The sequence below is a fragment of the Denitrobacterium sp. genome, assembly GCF_056180635.1.
Genome location: NZ_JAZZJS010000022.1, coordinates 1 through 23,581 on the forward strand (window position 1 = coordinate 1; position 23,581 = coordinate 23,581).

The following is a 23,581-nucleotide window of genomic DNA, read 5'->3' on the forward strand; positions in this document are numbered from 1 at the left end:
CCACTGGCTGTTCAGGAAGGTAAAAGCGCCAACGGCCCCTACGGCAGCCAATACCAGAACAGCCAGTGCAATTTTGAACGGCAGCGGAACCAGAATGGGCCGCGCCGAAATGATGATGCACGGCGTTTCGCCTTCGCCATCGGGAAGCTCCCTGAAATGGACCTCGCCATCGTCCTGCGTGACATACGCGGTGGCATGCGACTGCTTTACGTCGGCCCCCTCGGCAGCGGCCTTCGCCTTCTTGCCCTTGAGGGGTTTGAACGAGCCCTTGACCTTGAAGCCAGTGCCGGGCACCTCCTCGAGGTGCTGCTTGCCCTTGTCGTCGAGGTACAGCTTACCCGGCTTGAACTCCACCATGAAACGGCATGCGCGCAGCACGCCGGTGACGTCTATCTCGCATGCATTGAAATGCGCGTGGTCGGCCGAGACCTCGACAAAGGACTTCCCCTTGAAGGGAACTGAGAGAATATTGATATTTCCGGTCGTTTCAGACACGGCTCCCCCTTCGCTGGACTTCGCTTACCCCAAACCGCACAAGGCACACACCCGACGAAATAGCCCAGGAATGGTACTAATTTTATCACATTTGGTGCTATGCCTCGAAACGGCTGGTAAACGGTAAAATAACAAAACCCAATTCCCCAGGTGGGAATTGGGTTTTGGGGGAGAAACCGGGAAAACGCGCGTTATGCGAGCATGCGCCCCGCATCTTTGGCAGCCTGGGCCTTATCGAAGTTGCCACCCGTTGCGGCGTTCAGGGCGCCCATGACTTTGCCCATGTCGCGCTTGGTTTCCGCGCCAAGATCGGCAATCGTTTTCTCAACGAGCGCCGTGAGCTCTTCGCCCGAAAGCTGCGCGGGAAGAAGGTCGTTCAGAATCTCGACCTGACGCTGCAGGTTCTGCGTGCGCTCTTCGTCGGTGCCGGCCTTCTGCGAACCCTCGAGCGTCTCGCCCGTCTGCTTGATGAGGCGCTTGATCATCGTGGTGACGTCTTCATCGGTGATGTCGCGACGCTCGTTGACCTCGATGTCCTTCAGCTCGCCATGAACCTGACGAAGAATGGAGAGACGCACCTTGTCGCGGGCGCGCATGGCATCTTTGATCTGGTCTTTCAGCTCGTCGTAGTTCATGGAATGCTCCTTTTCGATTTGACTTGCCATCTATAGTAGACCCGAATCGTGAACATGGGATGCAGATTCGCGTCCAATATGCGCATGACTTGGCAAAACGGCGCCCTCCTGCCCTTGACGCAAAAAGGCGGCCCGCCATCCAGCGAGCCGCCCATGCGATGAGAACGTTACGCTACAGGGACATGCCCAGCGCGAGCGCCTTCTGGTTCGGGGCGAGAAGCTTCTGCTTACGAGGTGGAATGACCTTCGTGAGCGCTTCCTCGATGCTCTCCTGCTTGCAGAAATGCGTTTCCGCGAACAGCTTGCCCGTGAGGATGACGTTCGAGAGCGTCTTGAAGCCGTTTTCCTCGGCCAGCTGCGTGCTGGGAATGGGGAAAATGCGCACGTCGTCGCGCTGCGGGATGTCGGGCACGAGCGTGGTGTCGACCAGCACCAGGCCACCGGGCACAACGGCATCGATGAACTTGTACACGCTAGGCTGGTTCATGGCAATGAGCACGTCGGGCTCGGTTACGAGCGGGCTGCCGATGGGCTCATCAGAAAGGCACACGCTGCAATTCGCCGTGCCGCCGCGCATTTCGGGGCCGTAGCTGGGCAGCCAGGAAATCTCGCGACCCTCGATGAGGCCGGCCTGGGCGATGATCTTGCCCGCGAAGAGCAGGCCCTGTCCGCCGAAGCCGGCGAGAATGATGTTCAGATCCTTCGCCATGGGTTTACGCCTCCTTCTGCGCGATGGGGCATTCCGCGGCACGCGCTGCGGCAGCCTCGCGGATGCTGGGATAGCCATCGGCAACGACGTCTTTGTACACGCCCAGCGGATAGTACGGGAGCATGTTCTCGCGCATCCACTCGAACGATTCCTGAGGCGTAAGACCCCAGTTCGTGGAGCAGGTGCCCACGACTTCGACGAGCGTGTAGCCGCGGCCTTCCATCTGGTAGGTGAACGCCTTCTCGATGGCCTTCTTCGCCTTGCGAACGTGCGCCGGCGTATCGACCGTGACGCGCTCGAGGTAGGCAACGCCGTCGAGGTCCTTCAACAACTCGCAGACGCGGATGGGATAGCCCGCGCTGGTAACGTCGCGACCATACGGCGACGTCTGCGTGATCTGGTTCGGCAGGCTGGTGGGGGCCATCTGGCCGCCCGTCATGCCGTAGATTGCGTTGTTGTAGAAGATGACGGTGATGTTCTCGCCACGCGTGGCGGCATGCACGGTTTCGGCCATGCCGATGCTGGCCAGGTCGCCGTCGCCCTGGTAGCTGAACACCAGGTTGCCGGGATGCACGCGCTTCACGGCGGTTGCCACCGCGGGTGCGCGACCGTGCGCCGCCTCGATCATGTCGCAGCCAAAGTAGTCGTAGGCCATGACGGAGCATCCCACGGGAGCCACGCCCACGGCCTTGCCCGCAAGGTCCATCTTGTCCATGGCCTCGGCCACAAGACGGTGCACGATGCCATGGGGGCAGCCCGGGCAGTAGTGGAAAGGCACGGGCAGAAGCGACTCGGGTCGCTGGAACTTGATGGTCTTTTCCTGCGTCATACGCTACTCACCTGCCTGTTCAGCCATCTTGCGAATGGCGTCGAGAACTTCCGCCGGAGACGGAATCATGCCGCCGGTGCGGCCGAAGAACGAAACGGGACGGGCGCCGGCAACGGCCAGGCGAACGTCGTCGACCATCTGGCCCATCGACATCTCCACCGATAGGTACGCCTTCGCCGTGTCGAGCGTTGCTGCGAGCGCATCATTGGGGAACGGCCACAGCGTGATGGGGCGAAGCAGGCCTACCTTGATGCCCTCGGCGCGAGCCTTCGTTACGGCCGTGCGCGCAATGCGTGCGCTGGCACCGAACGCGACCACCACGTATTCCGCGTCGTCGAGCATGAAGCCCTCGGCACGCTGCTCGGCCTGCTCGACCTTTTCGTAGCGGGCGTAGCGCTCGATGAGCTTCTGCTCGAGCTGATCGGGCTGCAGGTAGAGCGAATTCGCGACGTTGTGGGGGCGCTTGCCGCCATGGCCGCACGTGGCCCAGGGCTTTTCGGGAAGCTCGGTCTTCTCGGGCGGGAGCACGACGGGCTCCATCATCTGGCCCAGCAAACCGTCGGCCAGAATGACGACGGGCATGCGGTATTCGTCGGCCTTGTCGAACGCCAGGTACACGAGGTCGGCCATTTCCTGCACGGTGCTGGGAGCGAACACGATATGGCGCGAGTCGCCATGGCCCATGGCACGCGTAGCCTGCCAGTAATCCTGCTGGGAGGGTTGGATGGAACCCAGGCCCGGGCCGCCACGCTCGACGTTGATGATGACGCCGGGAAGATCGGCGCCGGCCATGTAGGAAATGCCCTCGGCCTTCAGGGAAACGCCAGGCGAAGAGGAGGACGTCATGCAGCGCGCACCTGCGGCGGAAGCGCCGTAGAGCATGTTGATGGCGGCCACTTCGCTTTCGGCCTGCAGGAAGGTGCCGCCAATCTTCGGCATCGTCTTGCTCATGTAGGCCGCGATTTCCGTCTGGGGCGTGATGGGGTAACCGAAGTAGAATTTGCAACCGGCGCGCACGGCGGCGGCGGCAAGGGCTTCGTTGCCCTTCATGAGTACTTTTTCAGCCATACCTAGAACCTCTCGACCGTGATCGCCACATCGGGGCACATCGTGGCACACGAGCAGCACGCGGTGCAGCGCTCCTCGTCTACCAGATGCGCGGGATGGTAGCCCTTGGCGTTAATGCGCTCGGCGTCGAGCTCGACGATGCCGAGCGGACATGCATCCACGCACAGGCCACACCCCTTGCAATACGTCTCGTCAACGATAATTCGCGACATAAGCTTCTCCTTCTACTACAAGCCCCGATGCGCACCCGGGGCACGTAACACGATTAATCGGCGTCCCACGGAGTTCGCACGAGCTTGCGAACGACGTAATCGCCTGGCATGGGCCGCACGCCCTGCGGACGCTCTGGCGAGAAAACCGACCCCTGCGGAACGGTATGCACGACCACGGGCAGCCCCACCTGGCGTGCAACTTCGCTTGCGAACAGTCGACCGCGCTCCACGATGGCGCCCGACGTCTCCCCCGCAAGATGCGTGTTATTCACCACGCCCGTTGCGGTAAGGCGACACGCCGCCTGGATTTCGGGAAGGATCGCCGCAGCGTCGGCAGGTTCGGGAGTCCCCTCGCGCATGGCGTTCACCACATACAGAAATGCGTAGGAACCGCGCTTGAGAACAGCGGAAAAGCGCCCGAGCGCCGTGGCGCCCGCATCGTCGCCGCCCACATCCAAGATGAGGAGGCGGTTCGAGTTGGCATACGCTTCCTCGATGGCCGAGGACACGCGCCCGGAAAGCGCGGGAGTGTCGAGCGACGTGCCGCCATACACGGGGGCAATCATCTGAACGCCCGCAGCCGCAAGAACATCGGCGTACTCGCACGACCGGAAATAGGGATTCACGACGTCTAGATCGGCCACCGTGACATCGCGGCCCGCTTGCGCCGCATCGATGGCGAAATTCAGCGCGAAGTTCGTCTTCCCCACCCCGTAATGACCGCAGACGACCACGACTCGGCCCAGCTCAAGCAGGGACTCCGGGAAGCGCGATTCGTTCTGGTATGTCGGGCGGGTTTCATCCATGCAACCCATTCAAGCACGAAAGATGCAGATTGCAAGGAGGTGCGGGGCGAATTCCTCATAATCACTATCGCGCACTAAAGTAAGCAGATATAGTACCTAGTCAACGAGAAACCCAAAGGGGTACACTCTAATGGCAGTCACGCGATGTAAAGGAGGAAAGCAAACACATGGACGTAAGCACGCAAGAGGTAGCGAACCGAATTAAAGCGCTTCGCGAAGACATGGGATTCTCCATGCAGGAAATGGCGAGCAGCACCGGCCGCACGCTTTCCGAATACACCGCGCAGGAATCGGGCGAGGAAGACCTCTCGTTCACCTTCCTCTCCAAATGCGCCAGCAAGCTGGGCGTCGACGTCATCGAGCTGCTCACCGGCGAAAACCCGCACCTTTCCGGGTACTCGCTCGTGCGCGCAGGCGACGGCCTGCCCATCAATCGCCGCGCTGGGTTCCAGTACCTGCACAAAGCGCCCTTTCTGCGCGAAAAGCTCTGCGAGCCCTTCCTGGTAACCATCCCCTACCTGGAAGAACAGCAAGACCAGCCCATCCACCTCTCGTATCACGAGGGCCAGGAGCTGGACTTCATCATCAGCGGTTCCATGAAGTTCCGCTACGAAGACCACATCGAAGAAGTCTCCGTGGGAGACACGCTTCTCTACGATTCAGGCCGCGGGCACGGCATGATCGCCACAAACGGCGAGGATTGCGTGTTCATGGCGATTGTGATGAAGCCGGCTGGGTCGAGCATTAGCTAGGCGTTACTCGAAACGAGTAGCGCCGCAACGCCACTTATTCAATTGCTCGAACATCCGCGGGAAACCGCATCACACAAGGAAGAAGTCATGCGAAACATACATCAGCGATACGTTGAGGAAACTTACGACGAAGCGGGCGTGCTCACGCGCTTCCGCGCCAACTACCCCGATAGCTTCAATTTCGGATACGACGTCGTAGACGATATCGCCGAAGCCGAGCCGAACCGCCCCGCCATGGTGTGGGCCAACCCCGAAGGCGAAGAACATCGCTTCACGTTCGGCGACATGAAATACTGGAGCGACAAGACCGCAAACGCGCTGGCAGCGCAGGGTATCGGCCGTGGCGACATGGTGATGGTCATCGTGCGCCGCCACTACCAGTTCTGGTTCATCGCAACCGCCCTGCACAAATTGGGTGCCGTCATGGTGCCCGCAACCTTCATGCTGAAGGAGCACGACCTCACGTACCGCATCCAGAGCGCCGACGTGAAGGCCATCATCTGCTCCAACTGCGGCGACATCGCCCAGGTGGTCGACAACGTGCACGCCGAATGCCCCACGCTCGCCACGAAGTTCCTGGTAAACGCCGCGGGCGGTGGCCTCATGGCACCCGAAGACGTAAAGGCCGCGGGCTACGGCGCCGCGCTTTCCGGCCCCGATGGCATCTGCGCCTCCAGCGTGGAGCGCGAGGGCTGGATCGACTTCAACAGCGCCGTACGCGAGGCGAGCGAGGAATTCGCGCGCCGCGAAACGAGCGCAGCCGACCCGATGCTCATGTACTTCTCGAGCGGCACCTCGGGCAACCCGAAGATGGTCCTGCACGACACCGGCTATGCCGTGGCGCACACCGTAACCGCGAAGCACTGGCACAACGTGAAAAGCGACGGCGGCCTGCACTTCACCATCGCCGATACCGGCTGGGGCAAGGCCGTTTGGGGCAAGTACTACGGCCAGTGGCTCATGGAGGCATGCGTGCTCACGTACGACTTCGACCGCTTCCATGCCGACGAGCTGCTGGGCCTTATCGCGAAGTACCAGGTAACCACCCTGTGCTGCCCGCCCACCATGTACCGCATGTTCACGGAAGCGAACATCGACCAATACGACCTTTCCAGCCTCACGTACTGCACCACCGCAGGCGAAGCGCTCAACCCCGACCTCTTCGAATACTGGAAGGCTCACACGGGCCTCACCATCTTCGAGGGCTTCGGCCAGACGGAAACGCCCCTTACCGTGGCTAATCTGCGCGGCTCCACGCCCCACCCCGGCTCCATGGGCCGCCCCGTTCCGCAGTACGTCATGGAGGTTCACAACCCCGACGACACGAAGTGCGCCCCGGGCCAGACGGGCGAAATCTGCATCAAGGTCGACGACGACACGCACGGCATCCTGATGGAGTACTACCGCAACCCGGAAAAGACGGCCGAGGCCATCCATAACGGCTGGTACCACACGGGCGACACCGCCTGGGAAGACGAAGACGGCTACCTGTGGTACGTGGGCCGCAACGACGACGTCATCAAGAGCAGCGGCTACCGCATCGGGCCATTCGAAATCGAAAGCGTGATGCTCGAGCACGAAGCCGTGCGCGAGGTGGCGGTTACGGGCGTGCCCGATCCGCTGCGTGGTTTCGCCGTGAAGGCAACCGTCGTGCTCGCTCCGGGCTTCACCGGCTCCGAACAGCTCACGAAGGACCTGCAGACCTGGGTTAAGCACCAGACGGCGCCCTATAAGTACCCGCGCATCATCGACTACGTCGACGAGCTGCCCAAGACCGTGAACGGCAAGATCCGCCGCGTCGCCATCCGCAAGCAGGACGAGGCGAAGGCCCACCTGCCCGAAGAGCACGACAAGAAAGACGGGCTGGTATAGCGCCCACCCCATAAGCATGTCTGGAACGCCCGCGGCACACGTCGCGGGCGTTCGTCGTTTCGGGCGAGAGGCAACCTGCGCACGCCTTTCAGGCTTGCACGCATGGAGCACGGGGCGAGGTGCGGCACGAGAAAGGCCCTTCCGAAGCTGCTCGGAAGGGCCTTGGCATCGCTAGGGTTGCGCTTGCGCTACTGCACGCGCGTGAAAAGCGCCGCGAAATGGGCGTCGGTGCCCGTGGCGGTAAGCGGACTCTTGAAGAAGAGGCCGCGGGCGCGGTTCTGGTCTTCTGGATCCCAGGGAACGAGGCGGAACGCCTTGCCCTCGTCGCTTTGCAGGAACGCCTTGACGACCTGCTCGTTTTCCTGAGCGAGTACCGTGCACGTGGCGTACGAAAGGCGCCCGCCCGGCTTAACGCGCTTGGAAGCCTCGCGCAGAAGCTCGAGTTGCAAATCGGCGAGCGCTCGCACGTCGGCAGGACGCAGGCGCCAGCGAATTTCGGGATGGCGACGCAGCGTGCCCACGCCCGAGCAGGGCGCATCGAGGAACACGCCATCGTAGAGCTCCTTGCCCAGCGCCGAAAGATCGCGCGCATCGAGCGTGCGAACGCCTTCGAGCTCGACGCCGAACTGCTGCGCGCGCTTGCGAAGCAAATCGGCCTTGAAACCATGATTGTCGATGGCAGTGAGCTTCAGCTGCTTGCCCCACCGGCGATTGGCATTCGCCTGAATGAGGATGGTCTTCGTGCCGCGACCCGAACCGATTTCCAGAAAGCTTCCAGGCTCGGCGGGCAGCACACGCGATGCAATGACCTGCGCTGCGGCGTCGCTCACCAGCAGCCCACCCTCCCTGAAGAGGTACTGGGCAGCATGCGCGGCAACGGCCGTGGAAGGCGCATGGTAGCAACCAGGCACCACATGCGAGGACACGGTGACGTTCTCGAGCGTCACGCCCTCGCGCGCGAAGGTGCGCTTCACGCGATCTTCGTCGACCTTCAAGTTCGGAACGGCGAAGAAGACGGGCGCGGGGTGATTGGAGGCTTCCATGAACACATCGGCGCCATGACGCCCCAGTTGGGCGATGAGCTGCTCGGCAAGCCATGCCGGGAAGCCGTGCTTGCGCCCGAGCGCAGCATCGTCGGTATTGGGGTTCGCAAAGGGAAACTCGAGCTTCGCGCGCACGATCTTGCGCAGAACGGCATTCGCCAGGCGAGCGGCCTTGGGCTGCACGTGGCGAACGAGCTCGACGCCCTGGTCGACCACGGCATGCGCGTCCTTACCCAGGAACACGACCTCGTACGTGCTGATGCGCAGCGCATCGCGCACATCGTCTTGAATGTCACGCGGCGTGTTCAGACAGCGGTTGATGACCTCGTCGAGCGTGCCCCACGTGGCGACGACGCCCAGCACGAGCACGCGGGCGAAACCCGCATCGGAGGCGGAGAGCTTGGCATCGCGCAGATACGACGTGAGCACGTCGGACGCAAACGCCTCGCGCTGGCGAACGGTAGCGCAGACCTCCACCGCCGCACGGCGTGCAGGAGAGAGCTTAGCCATCGATAGCCTCCCAGGTGATGAGGCCACTCTTCACGTTCTGAATGCCCATCGCGAAATCGCGGCCCGACATCGACTGCTTACCGGCGGGACGCACCTCGATGACCTTGAGGGGGCGATCGGCGCAGCCAATATAGAGCTCCTTCTGGAAGAGCATGACGCGACCCTTCGCGAGCTTCATCTTGTCGCAGTTCAAGCGACTTGCCTCGCGCTCCGCGGCCACGATGGTGACCTGGCGCGACGCAATGATGCAACGCGCGGGATGCGGCGCGGAAGACGCCTGCACCTTCTTCGCGGCATCGGCGGCCTTGTCGCCGGGCTGCAGGTAGAACTCGTGCTTCCCGACCTTCTGGGCGTACGTGGCGAAGAAATCGTCCTGCTTCTTCCACTCGATATGCCCACCGTCTTCAAGAAGCGCGAGCGTGGTGAGCAGGGCCTGCGAGCCCAGGTCGGCGAGCTCGCGCGTGAGCTCGGTAGCGTTCTTCGAACCGATATCCGTGGTGCGCACGACCGAGTAATCGCCCGTGTCGAGGCCTTCCTCCATGCGCATGATGCACACGCCAGCTTGCTCGTCGCCCGCCAGGATGGCGCGCTCGATGGGAGCGGCGCCGCGCCAATGGGGCAAGAGCGATGCATGCACGTTCAGGCAACCATGCGGAGGCGTTTCGAGCACGCGCAGGGGCAGAATGGCGCCGTACGCCGCGACGCAGATAACGTCGGGCGCCAGAGACGCGATTTCGCGCTGCGTGGCGGCATCGCGCAGGTTGCGCGGAGTGAACACGGGGATGCCGTGCTGCTGCGCGACCTGCTTCACGGGACTGGAGACGAGCTTCTTCCCGCGGCCGCGAATGGCGTCGGGGCGCGTATACACGCCCACGACGTCGTGCTGCTGAATGAGGTTTTCCAGAATGGTCGCCGCGTATGCGGGCGTGCCCATGAATACGATTCGCATGCGGTTCCTAGTCGATAGCGGTCTGTCCGGGTTTCGCACCTGCGGCAACGGCGGCGTCGTAGTCGCGCAGAGCCTTGATGCGGGCAATGGGGTCGCAGCTCTCGAACAGCGTCTTTCCGTCGAGATGGTCGATTTCATGCTGCAGGCAGCGGCCGAGCAGGCCATCGCCGGCAATTTCGCACTCATTGCCATCGACATCGTAATAGCGAACGCGCGCGAACGGCGGACGCTTCACCGGAACGGAAATACCAGGGAGGGAAAGGCAGCCTTCCTCGTCCACTTCGGGCTCGCCGGCCGTTTCCACGATCACGGGGTTGATGAGCGTGATGGGGTTCTGCTTTTCGCTGTCGACATCGCAGTCGATGACGATGATGCGCTTCAGAACGCCCACCTGAGGAGCGGCAAGGCCGCATCCGTCGTTGTTGTACATGGCGCGTGCCATGCGCTTGGAAAGGCGCTTCAGGCTGGGGTCGCCAACCTCGCATTCCTCCGCGCGCTGGCGGAGGATCGGGTCGGGGGACAATACGATTTTCATGCTAGTACTCCTTATGGAAACGCGCGCAATTGCTATGCGCGCACATATATATTCGTACACATTCTAGCGAGCGCAGGCGCGCATGAAGGAAACGCGTGCGTAACGGCGCGAAAACACCATGTGGGAACGCATACGCGAGAGGCGCGCTACTGCCCCGTTCGCCTGCGGGAACGACGCTCGGCGAGCTCGTGCTGCAAGGCCGACACCGTCTCGAAGAGAAGCTCGGATTCCTCGTCGGAGAGCGAATCGGGATGCGATAGCTGCGCGCGATACGTTTCGATCTGGCTGGCCAGGTCGCCCGTGGCCAGAATCTCGGAAAGGAAGCTCGCGTAGGCATCGTAGCCATCGGTGCCCGACGCATCGCTCTCGCGCTCGACGAGCAGGCGCGACGCCTCGGGATACTTCGAGGTGATGCGCGCGGCAAGTTCCGCGGGGGTGAGCTGCGGATTGTCGGCGATGGCGGCAAGAAGCTCGTCGGCAGCCTGCGCATGCAAGGGTACGTGCCATGCCACCTGGGCCAACGATGCCGCATAGGGCATCACGAGCTCGGGATGGTGGGCGCAGACGCCAATGAACTCCGCTTCGTAGCGACGGCGATTGCGCTCGTATACCGAAAGCTGCACGGGCGCGGGCATGGGCTCGAGCGCCTCGAAGGGCTCGTAGGATTCATACGGGTCGTATGCGTCGTCATAGGGAGGCGCATCGGGCGCGAGCGCTGCGTTAGCAGGAGCGGGAGCGGAAGCGCGACCCTCCCCCGCTTTCCCACCCTTGGCGGGGCCGCCGTTGGCATTGCGCGAATAATCGCGGCGCGTAGGCGGCGTGAGGCGCTTCAGGCGGTCGATGGCATCGCTTTCGCGCATATGCAGGCGACCGGCGATGTCGACGGCATACTCGGTCGCAAGGAGCGAATCCTTGATGGGCGCGAGGAGCGCGATGGCATCGGCGAACGCAGCCGTGCGCCCCTCGGGCGTACTCGTGTCGAAGCGCGACAGGTGGCGGTCGATGCCGAAGGCGATAAGAGGCTTGGCAGCATCGAGTTCGGCCTGCAGCGCGTCGGCGCCGCGCTGTGCCACGAAATCGGCCGGATCGAGATTATCGGGCAGCGTGCAGGCCAGAAGCTCGACGCGCTGCTTGCCCGCCTCGGGCGTCATCGATTCGTCGATGAACCCCAAAGCGCGGTCGGTAGCACGCTGACCAGCCTCATCGCCGTCGAACAGATAGATTACGCGCTTGCCGGCATGACGGGAAAGCACGCGGATATGCTGCGTGGTGAGCGCCGTGCCCAGCGTGGCAACGGCGTTGGTGATTCCCGATTCGTGCAGCGCGATAACGTCGGTATAGCCCTCTACCACGATGGCGGTACCCGTGGAGGTCATGCGCGCCTTAGCCTTATCGAGGCCAAAGAGCACGTTAGATTTATGGAACAGGGGCGTGTCGTTGGTGTTCAGGTACTTCGGCTCGCCCTTCCCCACCACGCGGCCGCCGAACGCAATGCACTGGCCCGACTCATCGTGAATGGGAAACATGATGCGATTGAAGAAGCGGTCCTTCGGGCGCGAGCCGTCGTAGTGCACCACCACGTTCGCATCGACCATTTCCTTGATGGAATAGCCGCGTGAGCGCAAATGCGCGATGAGGGCTCCGCGACCAGGCGCGAACCCCAGATTCCAGTCTTTGGGAACGGCGCCGCCCAGGCCACGGCCGCCCAGATAGGCGCGCGCGGCATCTGCATCGGGGCTCTTCAGACGCATGAGCTGGGAATGGTAGAAGTCGCGCGTGTCGTTGCACACGCCACGCAGGCGCTCCTTGTAGCTGCGGGGGATGCTGGGGCCGCCGGCTTCCTTGATCTCGATTCCCGCGCGCTCGGCCAGGCGCCGCACGGCGTCGGGAAATTCGATGCCTTCGGTTTTCATGACGTACGTGAACACGTCGCCATGCTCGTGGCAGCCGAAGCAATAGTATTGCTGGGTATTCGGGTCGACCTTGCAGGAAGGCGATTTCTCCTCGTGGAAGGGGCAGCAGCACCAGAAGTCGCGGCCCTTCTGCCGCATGACCGACCGCTCCGAGAACAGGGCTACGATGTCGGTTGCCGCACGTACCCTTTCCTTATCCTCGTCGCTGATACCAGCCAATGCGCACCTTCCTTCACTAATGCAGAATCATATTATCGCGAACCCATTGAATGTTGCCCATCACCGTGGAGATGAGCTCTTCGGTGGAGGAGAATTTCATCATGGGGCGTAGCCAATGATGATACTCCACCCAGATGCGCTGGCCATACAGATCGCCATCGAAATCGAGCAAATGCACCTCGCAGTTGGCAGTCGACTCGTCTTTGAAGACGGGGCTCACGCCCGAGGAAATGGCCGCCTTGTAGGGCACGCCATCGACGCGCGCGATGCCCGCGTACACGCCATCGGCGATGACCTTCCGCTGTTGCGGTACGAGCAGGTTCGCGGTGCGGAACCCGAAGTCGCGCCCATCCTGGCGCCCCGCAAACACCTTCTCGTGGATGGCGTACGGGCGACCGAGCAGGCGATTCGCCATGTTGATTTCCCCATTGGCCAAAAGGCCGCGAATGCGCGTGGCCGAAATGGGACGCCCGTCAGACGACACCAGATGATGCGCGTGAATGGTCGTTCCCGACTTTTCCGCCCAATCCCGCAGGTCGGACACGTGCCCGGCAGCCTTGGCACCGAACGCGAAATCGGAGCCGACGTGCAGATAGGCAGGCACATGGCCTCCAAACGTGGACTGCAGGAACTGCAGGGGCGCGTTCGCTGCGAACTCGCGCGTGAAGGGCAAGGCACACACGGCGTCGACGCCCGTGGCGGAAAGCGCCTCGAGTCGGTCATCGTTCGAGAGGAGCTTCTTCAGGCCCTGCGGGTCGAACAGCTCGTCGGGATCGATGTCGAACGTGAGCGCAATGGAGATGCCATTGGTGGCGGAAGCGCTTTCGATCGCCGCGTCGAGCAGATAGCGATGCCCCGTATGCACGCCATCGAACACGCCAAACGCGCAAGATGCACCGTCGAAGAGCGAGAAATCGAACGAATCGTCGACCCTATATATCGGAGCCACGTTTCACCCCCACTGCAAAGCCGCAGCACGATTTCAGAGAATCGCTTGCCGCGTCGTACGAATACATGGCCTTGAGCGTATCCTGCACGACGACGCAGACTTCCTCGCCATCGAACAGGGGCCCATCGGCCGGATGCACGCCACTGGTGCAGCCGCATAGGGCAAGCTCCTGGCGCACCCTGGTATCGTAGGCAAAGAGCGGAAGATTCGCAACGGGAAGGGGGCGGCCGCATTCCACATCCCGCTGAAGGGAGCCGCGCGCGAATACGAAGCGTCGTTCCATGAGCTTCACCGGATCGAGCAGGCTGCCAAACGGATCGCGCTCGAGCGCTTCCAGGGAAACGCACGATTCCACATCGAGGCGCCCCGTGCAGGTGCGGCGCAGAAAGCCCACATGAGCGCACGTGCCCAGCGAAGAGCCCAGGTCGCGCGCAATGGAACGAATGTAGGTACCCGCGGAAACGCTTGCGCGCACATGCCAGACGGGCACTTCCCCATCAAGGTCGAACCCGATGAGCGACGCATCGTAGATTTCGATATCGCGCGGCTGCAGCTCGATGATGTTGCCTCGACGCGCCTCCTCATAGGCCTTCTTGCCGTTCACCTTGATAGCGGAATACACGGGCGGAAGCTGCTTGTGCTTGCCCACGAGATTCGCCACGACCTCGCGCGCGTATAGCTCGTCGTATGCCTGGCTGGGAACCGCGAGCGTCTTCGTGACCTCGCCTTCCGCGTCGTCGGTGTCGGTTGCCGTGCCAAACACGACGGAAAACTCGTACGTCTTGTCGTGCGCGGTGAGGAACCTATCGAGCCTGGTAGCCGGGCCAACGCAAATGATGAGCGCACCCGTGGCCGCAGGATCGAGCGTGCCGGTATGGCCAATGCGGCGCTCGCCGTAGATGCGGCGGCACCTGTTCACGACATCGTGGGAAGACATGCCAGCGGGCTTGTCGATGCCCACGACAAAGGAATACCCCGTAGAACTACGCTTCGCCATAGATGCCTCTACAGCGCCGCGAGCTCGGAAGACACCGCTTCGCGGGCCTCGTCGAGCGTGCCATGGAACGTGAAGCCAGCAGCAGCGCGATGGCCGCCGCCACCCAAGCGGGAGGCAATGCTGGCCACATCGGTGTCGTCCTTCGCACGCAGGCTGCCGCGCACGCAATCCTCCTGCTCGCGCAGAATGCAGGCAACGCGAATGCCGCGCACGGAACGAAGCACGTTGATGAGGGGCTCGGCATCGGCCTTTACGGCGCCAAGCTGCTGGAAATCATCCCTCGTGAGATAGCTGAGAACGGAATCGCCCGCTTCGGAAAACGCCATGCGGCCAAGCATGACCTTCTGAAGCTCGAGCGATGCCATGCTACGGCTCTGGAAGACCTCGCGCGACACGACATCGGGACGCGCGCCCGCTTCCACCATGCTGGCAGCCAGGCGCAGGGCCTGGGCGTTGGTGTTCTGGAAGCTGAAGCCGCCCGTATCGGTGACGAGGCCCGTATAGCAGCAAAGGGCCACCTCGGCGCTTGCCGGGGCCTTGAGGAGCTGCACGAGCTGCCAGATGATCATCGAGCAAGACGGAGCCTGCGAATCGACGTAATATGCCTGGGACAAGGGCTGCTTGAAAAGATGGTGGTCGACGGTGACGGTGCGTTCGGCCGACGCATGAAGCGCGGCGGCGTCTTCGCCCAAGCGCTGCGCTGCGGGCACATCCACCGTAACGAACGTGTCGAACTCGCCGCTGAACTGCGCGGCGGGAACCAGATCGGAAGCGCCCGGAAGGAATCGCAGGCCATAGTCGAGCGGCTCGTCCTGAGCGAGGAGGCACGTGACCTCCTTGCCAAGCGAGCGAAGCGCGTGGGCAAGGCCCAGCTGCGAACCGATGCAATCGCCATCGGGGCTGATATGGCCGCAGATGACGAGCTTCTGCGCCTCGAGGAGGGCAGAAGCCACGCCTTCCAGGCTTCCGAATACGCTATTCAACGCTTCCACCGCTCCTCTTCGCTTCGCGCAGAAGGGCGTTCTCGATGCGTTCCGCCTCGTCGACGCTGGCATCGAGCATGAAGCGCAGCTCGGGGGCAACGCGCCAGGAGAGACGCTTCGCCATGAGGGAGCGAATGCGGCCCTTGGCGCCCTCGAATGCTGCGGCTACGCTTTCGTATTCCGAAGCATCGGCCGTGTAGTACACGTTGCAGACGCTGCGGTCGAAGCTGACCTCGCAGCCCGTGATGGTGACCATCGACAGGCGCGGGTCGGAAATATCGAACAGGAGCGCGCTGGCGATAACCTCGCGCGCCTGCTCGTTCACTTTACGGGAAGAACTACCCTGCTTCATTATTCGGTACGCTCCACTTCAACGGTCTTGTAACCTTCGATGGTGTCACCCACCTTGATGTCCTGGTAGCCATCGATGCCGATGCCGCATTCATAGCCAGAGCGAACGCTCTTGACGTCGTCTTTGAAGCGACGCAGGCTGGCGATGGTGCCTTCGTAGACAACCGTGCCATCGCGGACGATGCGCACGCGGTCGTCGCGGTTGATCTCGCCTTCCATGACGTAGGCGCCGGCGATGGTGCCCACCTTGGGAACCTTGAACGTCTCGCGCACTTCCACGATACCGGTGTCCTTCTCGACGATGTCGGGAGAAAGAAGACCGACGCGTGCGGCGTTGATGTCTTCGATTGCCTGGTAGATAACGCGATACAGGCGAATGTCGACCTTTTCCTTTTCGGCCATCTGCTTGCACTTGCCCATGGGGCGCACGTTGAAGCCGATGATGATGGCGTCGCTGGCAGCGGCCAGGGTGACGTCGGTTTCGGTGATGCCGCCAACGGCAGCATGGATGATGTTGATCTTGACCTCGGACTGGTCCATCTTGTCGAACGCGCCACGCAGGGCCTCGATGGAGCCGTCGACGTCGGCCTTGACAACCAGGTTGAGGTCGGTCGTCTTGCCTTCCTCGATGCGGTTGAACAGATCGTCGAGGCTCATATGGGAAGCTTCCTGCTGCTTGAGGCGCTTGCGCAGTGCGCGTTCCTCGGCCAGCTTGCGGGCGTCGCGCTCGTCTTCGAACACGCGGAACTCGTCGCCTGCGGTGGCAACGCTGTTCAGGCCCAGAATCTCGACCGGGTCGGCAGGGCGAGCCTCGTCGCGATGCTCGCCGCGCGGGTCGATGAGGGCGCGCACGCGGCCGTAGCTCGTGCCAGCAACAACGGTGTCGCCGGGATGCAGCGTGCCGCGGGCAACGAGAACGGTTGCCACGGGGCCACGGCCCTTGTCGAGCTTCGACTCGATGACGTAGCCGCTGGCGTCGGCGTTGGGGTTCGACTTGAGCTCGAGCACGTCGGCCTGGAGCAGAATGGTCTCGAGCAGGTCGTCGATATGCAGGCGCTTCTTAGCCGACACGTCGACGAACATGTTCTTGCCACCCCACTCTTCGGGGATGATGCCATATTCGGTGAGTTCCTGACGCACGCGGTCGGGCGTGGCGCCGGGCTTGTCGATCTTGTTCACGGCAACAACGATGGGCACGTCGGCGGCCTTGGCGTGGTTGATGGCCTCGATGGTCTGCGGCATAACGCCGTCGTCGGCAGCCACAACGAGCACGACGACGTCGGTGATGCTGGCGCCGCGGGCACGCATGGCGGTAAATGCCTCGTGACCTGGGGTGTCGATGAAGGTAACCTGACGGCCGTTTAGGTCGACCACCGAAGCGCCGATGGCCTGCGTGATGCCGCCGGCCTCACGCTCGGCAACGCCCGTCTCGCGGATGGCGTCGAGCAGGCTTGTCTTGCCGTGGTCGACGTGACCCATAACGGTAACTACGGGCGGACGCGGCTTGAGGTCTTCCTCGCTGTCGTTGTACACGACAGCGTATTCCTCTTCGGGGTTCACGACGCGAACCTTGCGACCCATGTCGTCGGAAATGAGCTCGATGAGGTCGTCGGACATGCTCTGCGTGAGCGTGAGCACCTGGCCGAGCATGAACAGGCGCTTGATGACGTCGTTGGGGGCAACGCCCAGGAGTTCGGCGAACTTCTGAACCGTGGCGCCCTGCGGGATTTCGATGACGGAATCGTCGAGCACCAGGCTGGGGTCGAGACCCTTCTGGATTGCTTCCATCTCGGCGCGTTCGCGGGCTTCCGCCTGGCGCTTTTCCTTGCGCTTGCGGCGACGGCCCTCGCCCTCGTGGCTAGCGGCGGCAACGGCGGCGCGGGCCTCGGAGAGAACCTTGTCGCGCTGCAGCTTTTCGGCCTTCACGGCCATCTGGGCGTAGCGGTCTTCGCCAGACTCTACCTGCTGACCAGCCAATTCGGGTACATCGGGCTCGAAGGTATGAGCGTTGTGACGACCCTTCTTGCCACGCGCGGGAGCATTGCCGCGGGCGGCCTTGGCACGGGCGGCAGCTTCCTGCTTGCTCTGCTGGAGGCGCTGCTTCTCGCTTTCGATCTGGGAAAGAAGCGAGTCGAAGCGACCGGACGTGGTGGGAACCGCGCGCACGGGCGCCTTGGGAGCGGCGGCCTGCTCGGCGGGCTTATGGGACGACTTGCTGCGGGAGGCATGCAGGCGCTGCTCGACGGCCTGCTTCTTCGCGACATCGCGCTGAACGGCGGCCATGCGCGCACGGGCCTTGGCTTCGGCCTGCTCGCGGGCGACGCGTTCCTTCTCGGCGGCAATCTGCTCGGCGAGGTTCGCATAGGGCGAAGGCGGACGCTTCACGGCATGGGCTTCCTCGCCCTGAGCCTCTTCCGCTTCGCCTTCGGATTCAGACGCCTGCTGCTGACGCTGGGCACGCTCCGCTTCGCGCTGGGCGCGTTCCGCCTCGACGGCAGCACGACGCTCGGCCTCCTCCTCGGCCTTCTTGGCTTCGGCTTCGGCCTTTTCCTCGGCGAGTTTGCGAGCTTCCTCGTCGTCGATAATGCCAGCGCGCTCCTTCAGCTCGGGAGCGAGATTCTTGCGGATCTTATCGACATAGGCATCGTTGAGAACGCTCGCGTGGCTCTTAGCCGGAATTTTCATCTCGGCAAGGCGATCGAGCAGTTCCTTACTGGTCATGTTCAGCTCTTTCGCCAGCTCATGTACGCGCATAATTGCCATTCGTTCTCCTTACATTATTCAGACCGCGAAATCGCGTCGCGCATATCGGCGACAACGCGCGCGAGATCTTGATCGGACACTTTCATCTTCAACGCACGATCTAACCGCTTGGTCTTGCATGCCCGATCAAGACATGCGGCAGAGCAGACATAGGCACCGCGGCCAGAGGCGCGCCCCGTTGCATCGAACGAGACGGCGCCTTCCGGCGAGCGCACGACGCGATACAGGGTGTTCTTTCCCTGCTGCTGCCCGCAGGCGATGCAAGTGCGCACGCGCTTCACGCTTTTCGTTGCCATGTTCTGGTTCTGCCCCATAGGTGCATCGTCCTATTCGGACTGCGAGGCGTGGATGCCGCAGAAGTGGCTGCCCGGACGGGCATGGTTGCGGCAGCGTACGCCATCGGGGCTCACGTACTCGCACAGACCGTCTTCGTCTTCGGCAACGTCTTCATCGATGAGCACGTTGTCGACCGGTGCAGGCGAGCCCGCGAACGAAGCGGACTTGATATCGATATGCCAACCCGTGAGGCGTGCTGCCAGACGGGCGTTCTGGCCTTCCTTGCCAATGGCGAGGGAAAGCTGGTCGTCGGGCACGACGACAGTGGCGTACTGGGTTTCCTCGTCGATGTCCACGTGGGAAACGCGGGCCGGGGAAAGGGCATTGCGCACGTAGACGGCCGGGTCTTCGCTCCACTGGATGACGTCGACGCGCTCATTGCGCAGCTCTTCGACAACCATGCGCACGCGGCTGCCGCGGGGGCCAACGCAGGCGCCCACCGGGTCGAGGTTCGCTTCGCGGCTGTACACGGCCACCTTGGAACGGGCGCCGGGCTCGCGGGCGATGGACTTGATCTCGACCACGCCGTCGTAGATTTCGGGAACTTCGATCTCGAAGAGGCGACGGATGAGGTCGGGGTGCGTGCGGGAAACCACGATGGAAGGACGAGCCTGCTCGCCACGAGCCTTCACGTCTTCGGAATTCGGGTTGCGCACCTCGATGATGAGGGTCTTCAGGCGCTGGTTATGACGATAGCGCTCGTTCTTCGGGCGCTCGTTGCGCTCGTTGGGGTAACGCGTCTTGTCGTAGTGAGGCAGCTCGGCTTCCACGCCATCGCGAATCTTGATGATCGTGAAATCGGGCGTGCCCTGCAGCACGGTGCCGGTGACGAGGTCGCCCACGCGCTTGCTGAACTCTTCGTAGATGGTCTGACGACCAGCTTCGCGCACGAGCGTGGAGATGACGCTCTTGGCGTTCTGGGCGGCAATGCGGCTCACGTCGTCGGGCGTGACGTCGCGCTCTTCGAACTCGGAGTACTCGCCGGTTTCCTCATCGGGCTCGCCTACGGGCACGAGCTCGTACACGTAGATCTTGCCGGTGTTGCGGTCGATGGTGACGCGAGCGTCCCACTCCAGGTCGAGGATGTGCTGATAGCTTTTCGCGAGCGAAGCTTCCAGACGCTCGATGAGATAGAACTCATCGATCTTTCGCTCGTGAGCGAGCATCTGCAACGCTTCAATCAGCTCTGAACTTGCCATAGCCGTTCGTCCTTTCCTCTATGCGTTGAAATCGATTTTGCCCTTTACGCGGGCACGCTTGATGTCTTCCAGCGGAATCGAGACGGACTCGCCTTCCGCGTCCACGATAACCGAACCCTCTTCGAAACCACGGAGTACGCCCGACCACTTGGCACGGCCATTCACGGGGCCCCTGCAGGTGATGAGGACGTCTTCGCCCGCAAAGCGGGTGAAGTGTTCCGGGGTGCGCAACGGGCGGTCGATGCCCGGAGAGCTTACTTCGAGCGTATAAGCGCCCGGGAACGGGTCGATTTCGTCCATGATGGCGCCAATCCACTTCTGGGCAGCCGCCAGCTGATCGAAACCCACGCCTGACGGGGTGTCGATGTACACCTTGATAGTGGGGGCCTTCTTGGCTCCCGCCACCTCGATGGTAACGATCTCGATGCCCGCCTGGGTGGCAGCAGGCTCGAGCGCCTCGAGCAGCGTTTCTTCCTTTCGCGTGAGCACGTTCGCACCTCCTGATCGTTTATCGCCCAAGAAAAGAAGAAAGCGGGACGAATCCCACTTTCCAAAATTCCGAAAGTATTCCGAATGCGACTTATCGCAAACTCGAATATTTATACCACATTACAACCAATTTGCCAACGACATGGAGACTTCACCACAAATGGGCGTTTAGGCAGACACGCAGGCCTTTCGCATTGCGCACGGGGCGCTTACGCCTCTTGCGCGTCCTTGATGCACGTCTTGTTGGCGTACATGCCCTCGTCGGCGGCAGCCTCGGCCGCATCGAAGGAACCATGCTCGCGTACGCTGGCGAAACCGGCTGCGATGCGCATGGGAAGGCTGCTGCCCTCCCCCCTGTTGAATTCGTCGAGCAGCTCGTTGAGGCCGACGAGGCATTCATGGAAATCGGATTCCGGACTGGACGTGCATATGACGGCCGTGAACTCGTCGCCGCCCTTGCGGTAGCAGCTGCCCGACTTGCCGAAGGTTCGCTCGATGTAATTCGCGGCAATGATGATGTAACGGTCGCCCGTTTCGTGCCCCAGCGTGTCGTTCACGTTCTTGAGGTTGTTCACGTCGAGCATGCAGACCGCGGCGTCTTCGAGCTGCCCCTCGTCGAACATGCTCTGCAGCTCGCGCTTCGCATCGTTCCACGCACGCACGTTGCCGATGCCCGTAAGCGCGTCGGTAACGGCCAAGTTGCGAATCTCGTCGACCTTGCTGGCGCGCACCGCGTCGGTCTTCACGATCTTGCCGATGTGCATATACACCACGAACAGGGCGATGATCAGGCCAATGATGGCGAATTCACCAGGCGAGTAGAAGCTGAAGTTGAAGTAGAGGAACGACAGGAGGTCGAGAATCGACGCGGCGATGAAGATGGCGAGCGCATTCAACACGGCACCGTGGCGCAGGAAGCGCTCGGTGGTGAGCTGGTGATTCACCGACATGCCAAGCATGTATATGACCAGCGCGCATTGCAGCACCATGCCCAGGCGCACGAAGTGCATCATGTAGTGCATGTCGAGGATATTGAAGAAATTGAGCACGAATGCCGTTACGGCGAGGGCCATTGCGAACCCGAACGACGCCCACACGTACCGGCGACGGCGCTCGGGCATCATGGAATCGACGAACGTCACGAGCACGTAGGGCGCGAATATGAGGCTGTAGCAATCGACGACGCGCCAGACCTCGATGCCCGCGGCAAGGAGGTACGGAATGAGCGTATGCAAGCTTGCCCAGGTGCCCGTAATGATGGCGAACAGGCCCAACGAGGCAAGGTTGAAGCCAATGCGCTCGATATTGCGCATGTAGTAGTGCATGCCGATGAGCACGGCGCCCAGAAATACGACGAGCAGGCAAATGAGCGCATAGGGCGTTTCGCGCAGGATATGGCGATGCACGTAGTCGTTCGCGGAGCAGATTTCCATCGTCTTGAATTCCGACGACCAATCGCCGTACATGCCGTTGACGTAAATGGTTATTTCGCCACCCTCGAACTCTTCGGGGAGGTCGATGAAGTGGAAGGCGTAGCCGTAGTTATGCCCCACCAGCGGAGAACGTTCGGGCTGGAATGAATAGACCTCGATGCCATTCACCGCAACGACGAAATTGGTATTGCAGCTGCAGAAGATGAGCTCGTCGCCGGGCTTCAAGTCGGCGGGAAGCGTGTTGTGGAGCTCGACGTAGGAAGCGCCGTCGAGGGCGTCGGTGCCAAGCTCGGAAAGAAGAATGGTATCGCCGTTGTCGTCGACCCAGCCCTTTGCAAAGGTGGTCTGCACGGAGTCGACGTCGATTTCCTGGATGTAGCTGCGCGAATAGACGAACGACAGGACAGTTAGGGCGCAGATGACCAAGACCACCACGGCGGCCTGAGCGCGAATACGATATGAATGTATGTTCGCGGTCACGGGAAGCCCCCTCCCCTAACTGCATTCCTTATGGGATATTGTACCAACCAATACCCCCCGGAGATTACTCCAGGGGGTATTTTTAACACATCTTATTGCTGGGAATTCGCATGCAAGCCGTCAGCGGTCTGCTCGCAGAGCTCGACGCCATCCCCTGCCTCGTTAAGGCAGAAATACGCCGTCCTACGCGGGTCGACCTTATGCCCGGCGGGAGCTTCCACTTCCTTGAAGTAGTACTTCGCACCTTGCAGCAAATGCACGTCGGCGAACGTAATGTAGCCATTCGCGTCGCTCGTAGCCTCGGTGATGAGCGCATCGCCCGAGCCATCGGTCGATGCCATCCACAGCGCGTACGTGGAGCCCTCCAGCCCCTCGCCACCCTCGCGGCTCACCTTGCGCACCGTGAGATCCATGCCCTCGGTGCTATTGCGGAACGTGGGAATGGAAACCACGTACCCGTCGACCGTATACGTCTCGGTAGCATGAACCGTGTCGTCGATGCCATCGCCATCGGTATCCTCGCCGGAAACGACGACGGTGTACTCGATCGTCGTGTCGTCGTATGCGACCCCCGATTCCGAACCAGCAAGCTCGACGATCGTATACGCGTGCGCGCCAACGTCGTCGAGCGTATACGCAAGCCCGCTCGAACCCTCGGCGAAGAACGACACGAGGCCGTACTCGTCATTAGCCGCATCGGCCACCACATTGCCATCGGAATCGACGAGCTGGAAGCGGAACGCCCCCGCCTGCAGCGCAAAAGACCCATCGAGCAGCTTATGGACCTGCGGATACACCTGCGTGGAAGCGGAACCTTCCGTGTAGCCCATAAGCGAGAGGGCACGGTACTTCATGCGCTCGGAATCGTTGTTGTAGAACGCAACATCCGATTCGTCGACGCCCACGCGGGAACCGTCGGAAGACGCAATGCTCCAGGTTGCGGAAGCCGTCATCGATGCGTCCACCGTCACGTCGACGTAGTAGACGGCCGAATCGCCCGTAACGCCATCGAGGACGGAAGACTCCTCGACCTTGTAGTGGTAGACGCCGGGCT

At 62.1% G+C, this 23,581-nt stretch carries 23 protein-coding genes; 2 read left to right on the forward strand and 21 right to left on the reverse strand.

The features are described from left to right. The 7 genes from AC04P6_RS01770 to AC04P6_RS01800 form a co-directional block, all read right to left on the reverse strand. On the reverse strand, window positions 1-495 hold a 495-nt coding region (locus AC04P6_RS01770; protein WP_475564876.1), incomplete at its 3' end, for a hypothetical protein. Between the two features lie 191 nt (window positions 496-686). After that, window positions 687-1,130, reverse strand: a complete 444-nt coding sequence (locus tag AC04P6_RS01775; RefSeq protein WP_475564900.1) for a GatB/YqeY domain-containing protein — start codon at window positions 1,128-1,130, stop codon at window positions 687-689. A 172-nt stretch (window positions 1,131-1,302) separates the two neighbouring features. Beyond that, a complete protein-coding gene (locus tag AC04P6_RS01780; protein ID WP_475564877.1) occupies window positions 1,303-1,839 on the reverse strand; it encodes a 2-oxoacid:acceptor oxidoreductase family protein in 537 nt (178 codons plus the stop codon). A 4-nt stretch (window positions 1,840-1,843) separates the two neighbouring features. Then, window positions 1,844-2,668, reverse strand: a complete 825-nt coding sequence (locus tag AC04P6_RS01785; protein ID WP_475564878.1) for a thiamine pyrophosphate-dependent enzyme — start codon at window positions 2,666-2,668, stop codon at window positions 1,844-1,846. Between the two features lie 3 nt (window positions 2,669-2,671). Then, complete coding sequence (locus AC04P6_RS01790; protein WP_475564879.1) at window positions 2,672-3,736, reverse strand: 3-methyl-2-oxobutanoate dehydrogenase subunit VorB; 1,065 nt, start codon at window positions 3,734-3,736, stop codon at window positions 2,672-2,674. Window positions 3,737-3,738: 2 nt separating this feature from the next. Further along, window positions 3,739-3,948 (reverse strand): 4Fe-4S binding protein, encoded by a 210-nt coding sequence (locus tag AC04P6_RS01795; protein ID WP_475564880.1) that lies wholly within the window; start codon window positions 3,946-3,948, stop codon window positions 3,739-3,741. Between the two features lie 53 nt (window positions 3,949-4,001). Continuing rightward, entirely contained in the window at window positions 4,002-4,754 is a 753-nt protein-coding gene (locus AC04P6_RS01800) for a ParA family protein (RefSeq protein WP_475564882.1), read from the reverse strand. Between the two features lie 167 nt (window positions 4,755-4,921). Between AC04P6_RS01800 and AC04P6_RS01805 the strand changes: the two genes are divergently transcribed. Both AC04P6_RS01805 and AC04P6_RS01810 read left to right on the forward strand, forming a co-directional pair. Beyond that, window positions 4,922-5,506 (forward strand): helix-turn-helix domain-containing protein, encoded by a 585-nt coding sequence (locus AC04P6_RS01805; RefSeq protein WP_475564883.1) that lies wholly within the window; start codon window positions 4,922-4,924, stop codon window positions 5,504-5,506. Window positions 5,507-5,593: 87 nt separating this feature from the next. Continuing rightward, the gene (locus tag AC04P6_RS01810) at window positions 5,594-7,378 is read left to right on the forward strand and encodes an AMP-binding protein (protein WP_475564884.1); all 1,785 of its coding nucleotides are present in this window, start codon (window positions 5,594-5,596) and stop codon (window positions 7,376-7,378) included. Window positions 7,379-7,566: 188 nt separating this feature from the next. Here AC04P6_RS01810 and AC04P6_RS01815 read toward each other — a convergent pair whose 3' ends face one another. The 14 genes from AC04P6_RS01815 to AC04P6_RS01880 all read right to left on the reverse strand — a co-directional run. Further along, window positions 7,567-8,931 (reverse strand): RsmB/NOP family class I SAM-dependent RNA methyltransferase, encoded by a 1,365-nt coding sequence (locus AC04P6_RS01815; RefSeq protein ID WP_475564885.1) that lies wholly within the window; start codon window positions 8,929-8,931, stop codon window positions 7,567-7,569. Beyond that, window positions 8,924-9,880 (reverse strand): methionyl-tRNA formyltransferase, encoded by a 957-nt coding sequence (gene fmt / locus AC04P6_RS01820; RefSeq protein ID WP_475564886.1) that lies wholly within the window; start codon window positions 9,878-9,880, stop codon window positions 8,924-8,926. The genes AC04P6_RS01815 and fmt overlap by 8 nt, the downstream gene beginning before the upstream one ends. A gap of 7 nt (window positions 9,881-9,887) precedes the next feature. Beyond that, a complete protein-coding gene (gene def / locus AC04P6_RS01825; protein ID WP_475564888.1) occupies window positions 9,888-10,415 on the reverse strand; it encodes a peptide deformylase in 528 nt (175 codons plus the stop codon). A 146-nt stretch (window positions 10,416-10,561) separates the two neighbouring features. After that, window positions 10,562-12,547, reverse strand: coding sequence for a DNA primase (gene dnaG, locus AC04P6_RS01830; protein ID WP_475564889.1), 1,986 nt, complete (start codon window positions 12,545-12,547; stop codon window positions 10,562-10,564). A 16-nt stretch (window positions 12,548-12,563) separates the two neighbouring features. Then, on the reverse strand, window positions 12,564-13,496 hold the full coding sequence (gene ribF, locus AC04P6_RS01835) for a riboflavin biosynthesis protein RibF (protein WP_475564890.1): 933 nt from the start codon (window positions 13,494-13,496) through the stop codon (window positions 12,564-12,566). Then, window positions 13,480-14,493 (reverse strand): tRNA pseudouridine(55) synthase TruB, encoded by a 1,014-nt coding sequence (gene truB, locus AC04P6_RS01840; protein WP_475564891.1) that lies wholly within the window; start codon window positions 14,491-14,493, stop codon window positions 13,480-13,482. Before truB ends, ribF begins: the two co-directional genes overlap by 17 nt. Before the next feature lie 8 nt (window positions 14,494-14,501). After that, a complete protein-coding gene (locus AC04P6_RS01845) occupies window positions 14,502-15,476 on the reverse strand; it encodes a DHH family phosphoesterase (protein WP_475564892.1) in 975 nt (324 codons plus the stop codon). Further along, window positions 15,469-15,828, reverse strand: a complete 360-nt coding sequence (rbfA, locus tag AC04P6_RS01850; protein ID WP_475564893.1) for a 30S ribosome-binding factor RbfA — start codon at window positions 15,826-15,828, stop codon at window positions 15,469-15,471. Before rbfA ends, AC04P6_RS01845 begins: the two co-directional genes overlap by 8 nt. Continuing rightward, window positions 15,828-18,590, reverse strand: coding sequence for a translation initiation factor IF-2 (gene infB, locus AC04P6_RS01855; protein ID WP_475564894.1), 2,763 nt, complete (start codon window positions 18,588-18,590; stop codon window positions 15,828-15,830). Before infB ends, rbfA begins: the two co-directional genes overlap by 1 nt. Window positions 18,591-18,604: 14 nt before the next feature. Then, window positions 18,605-18,904, reverse strand: coding sequence for an RNase P modulator RnpM (gene rnpM, locus AC04P6_RS01860; RefSeq protein WP_475564895.1), 300 nt, complete (start codon window positions 18,902-18,904; stop codon window positions 18,605-18,607). 12 nt (window positions 18,905-18,916) lie between these two features. Beyond that, the gene (nusA, locus tag AC04P6_RS01865) at window positions 18,917-20,125 is read right to left on the reverse strand and encodes a transcription termination factor NusA (RefSeq protein ID WP_475564896.1); all 1,209 of its coding nucleotides are present in this window, start codon (window positions 20,123-20,125) and stop codon (window positions 18,917-18,919) included. A gap of 18 nt (window positions 20,126-20,143) precedes the next feature. Then, window positions 20,144-20,614, reverse strand: coding sequence for a ribosome maturation factor RimP (locus AC04P6_RS01870; protein ID WP_475564897.1), 471 nt, complete (start codon window positions 20,612-20,614; stop codon window positions 20,144-20,146). 209 nt (window positions 20,615-20,823) lie between these two features. Beyond that, window positions 20,824-22,527: a GGDEF domain-containing protein gene (locus AC04P6_RS01875; protein ID WP_475564898.1), complete on the reverse strand. Its 1,704-nt coding sequence runs from the start codon at window positions 22,525-22,527 to the stop codon at window positions 20,824-20,826. 92 nt (window positions 22,528-22,619) lie between these two features. Beyond that, a partial coding sequence (locus tag AC04P6_RS01880; protein ID WP_475564899.1) for a SpaA isopeptide-forming pilin-related protein occupies window positions 22,620-23,581 on the reverse strand: 962 nt, incomplete at its 5' end.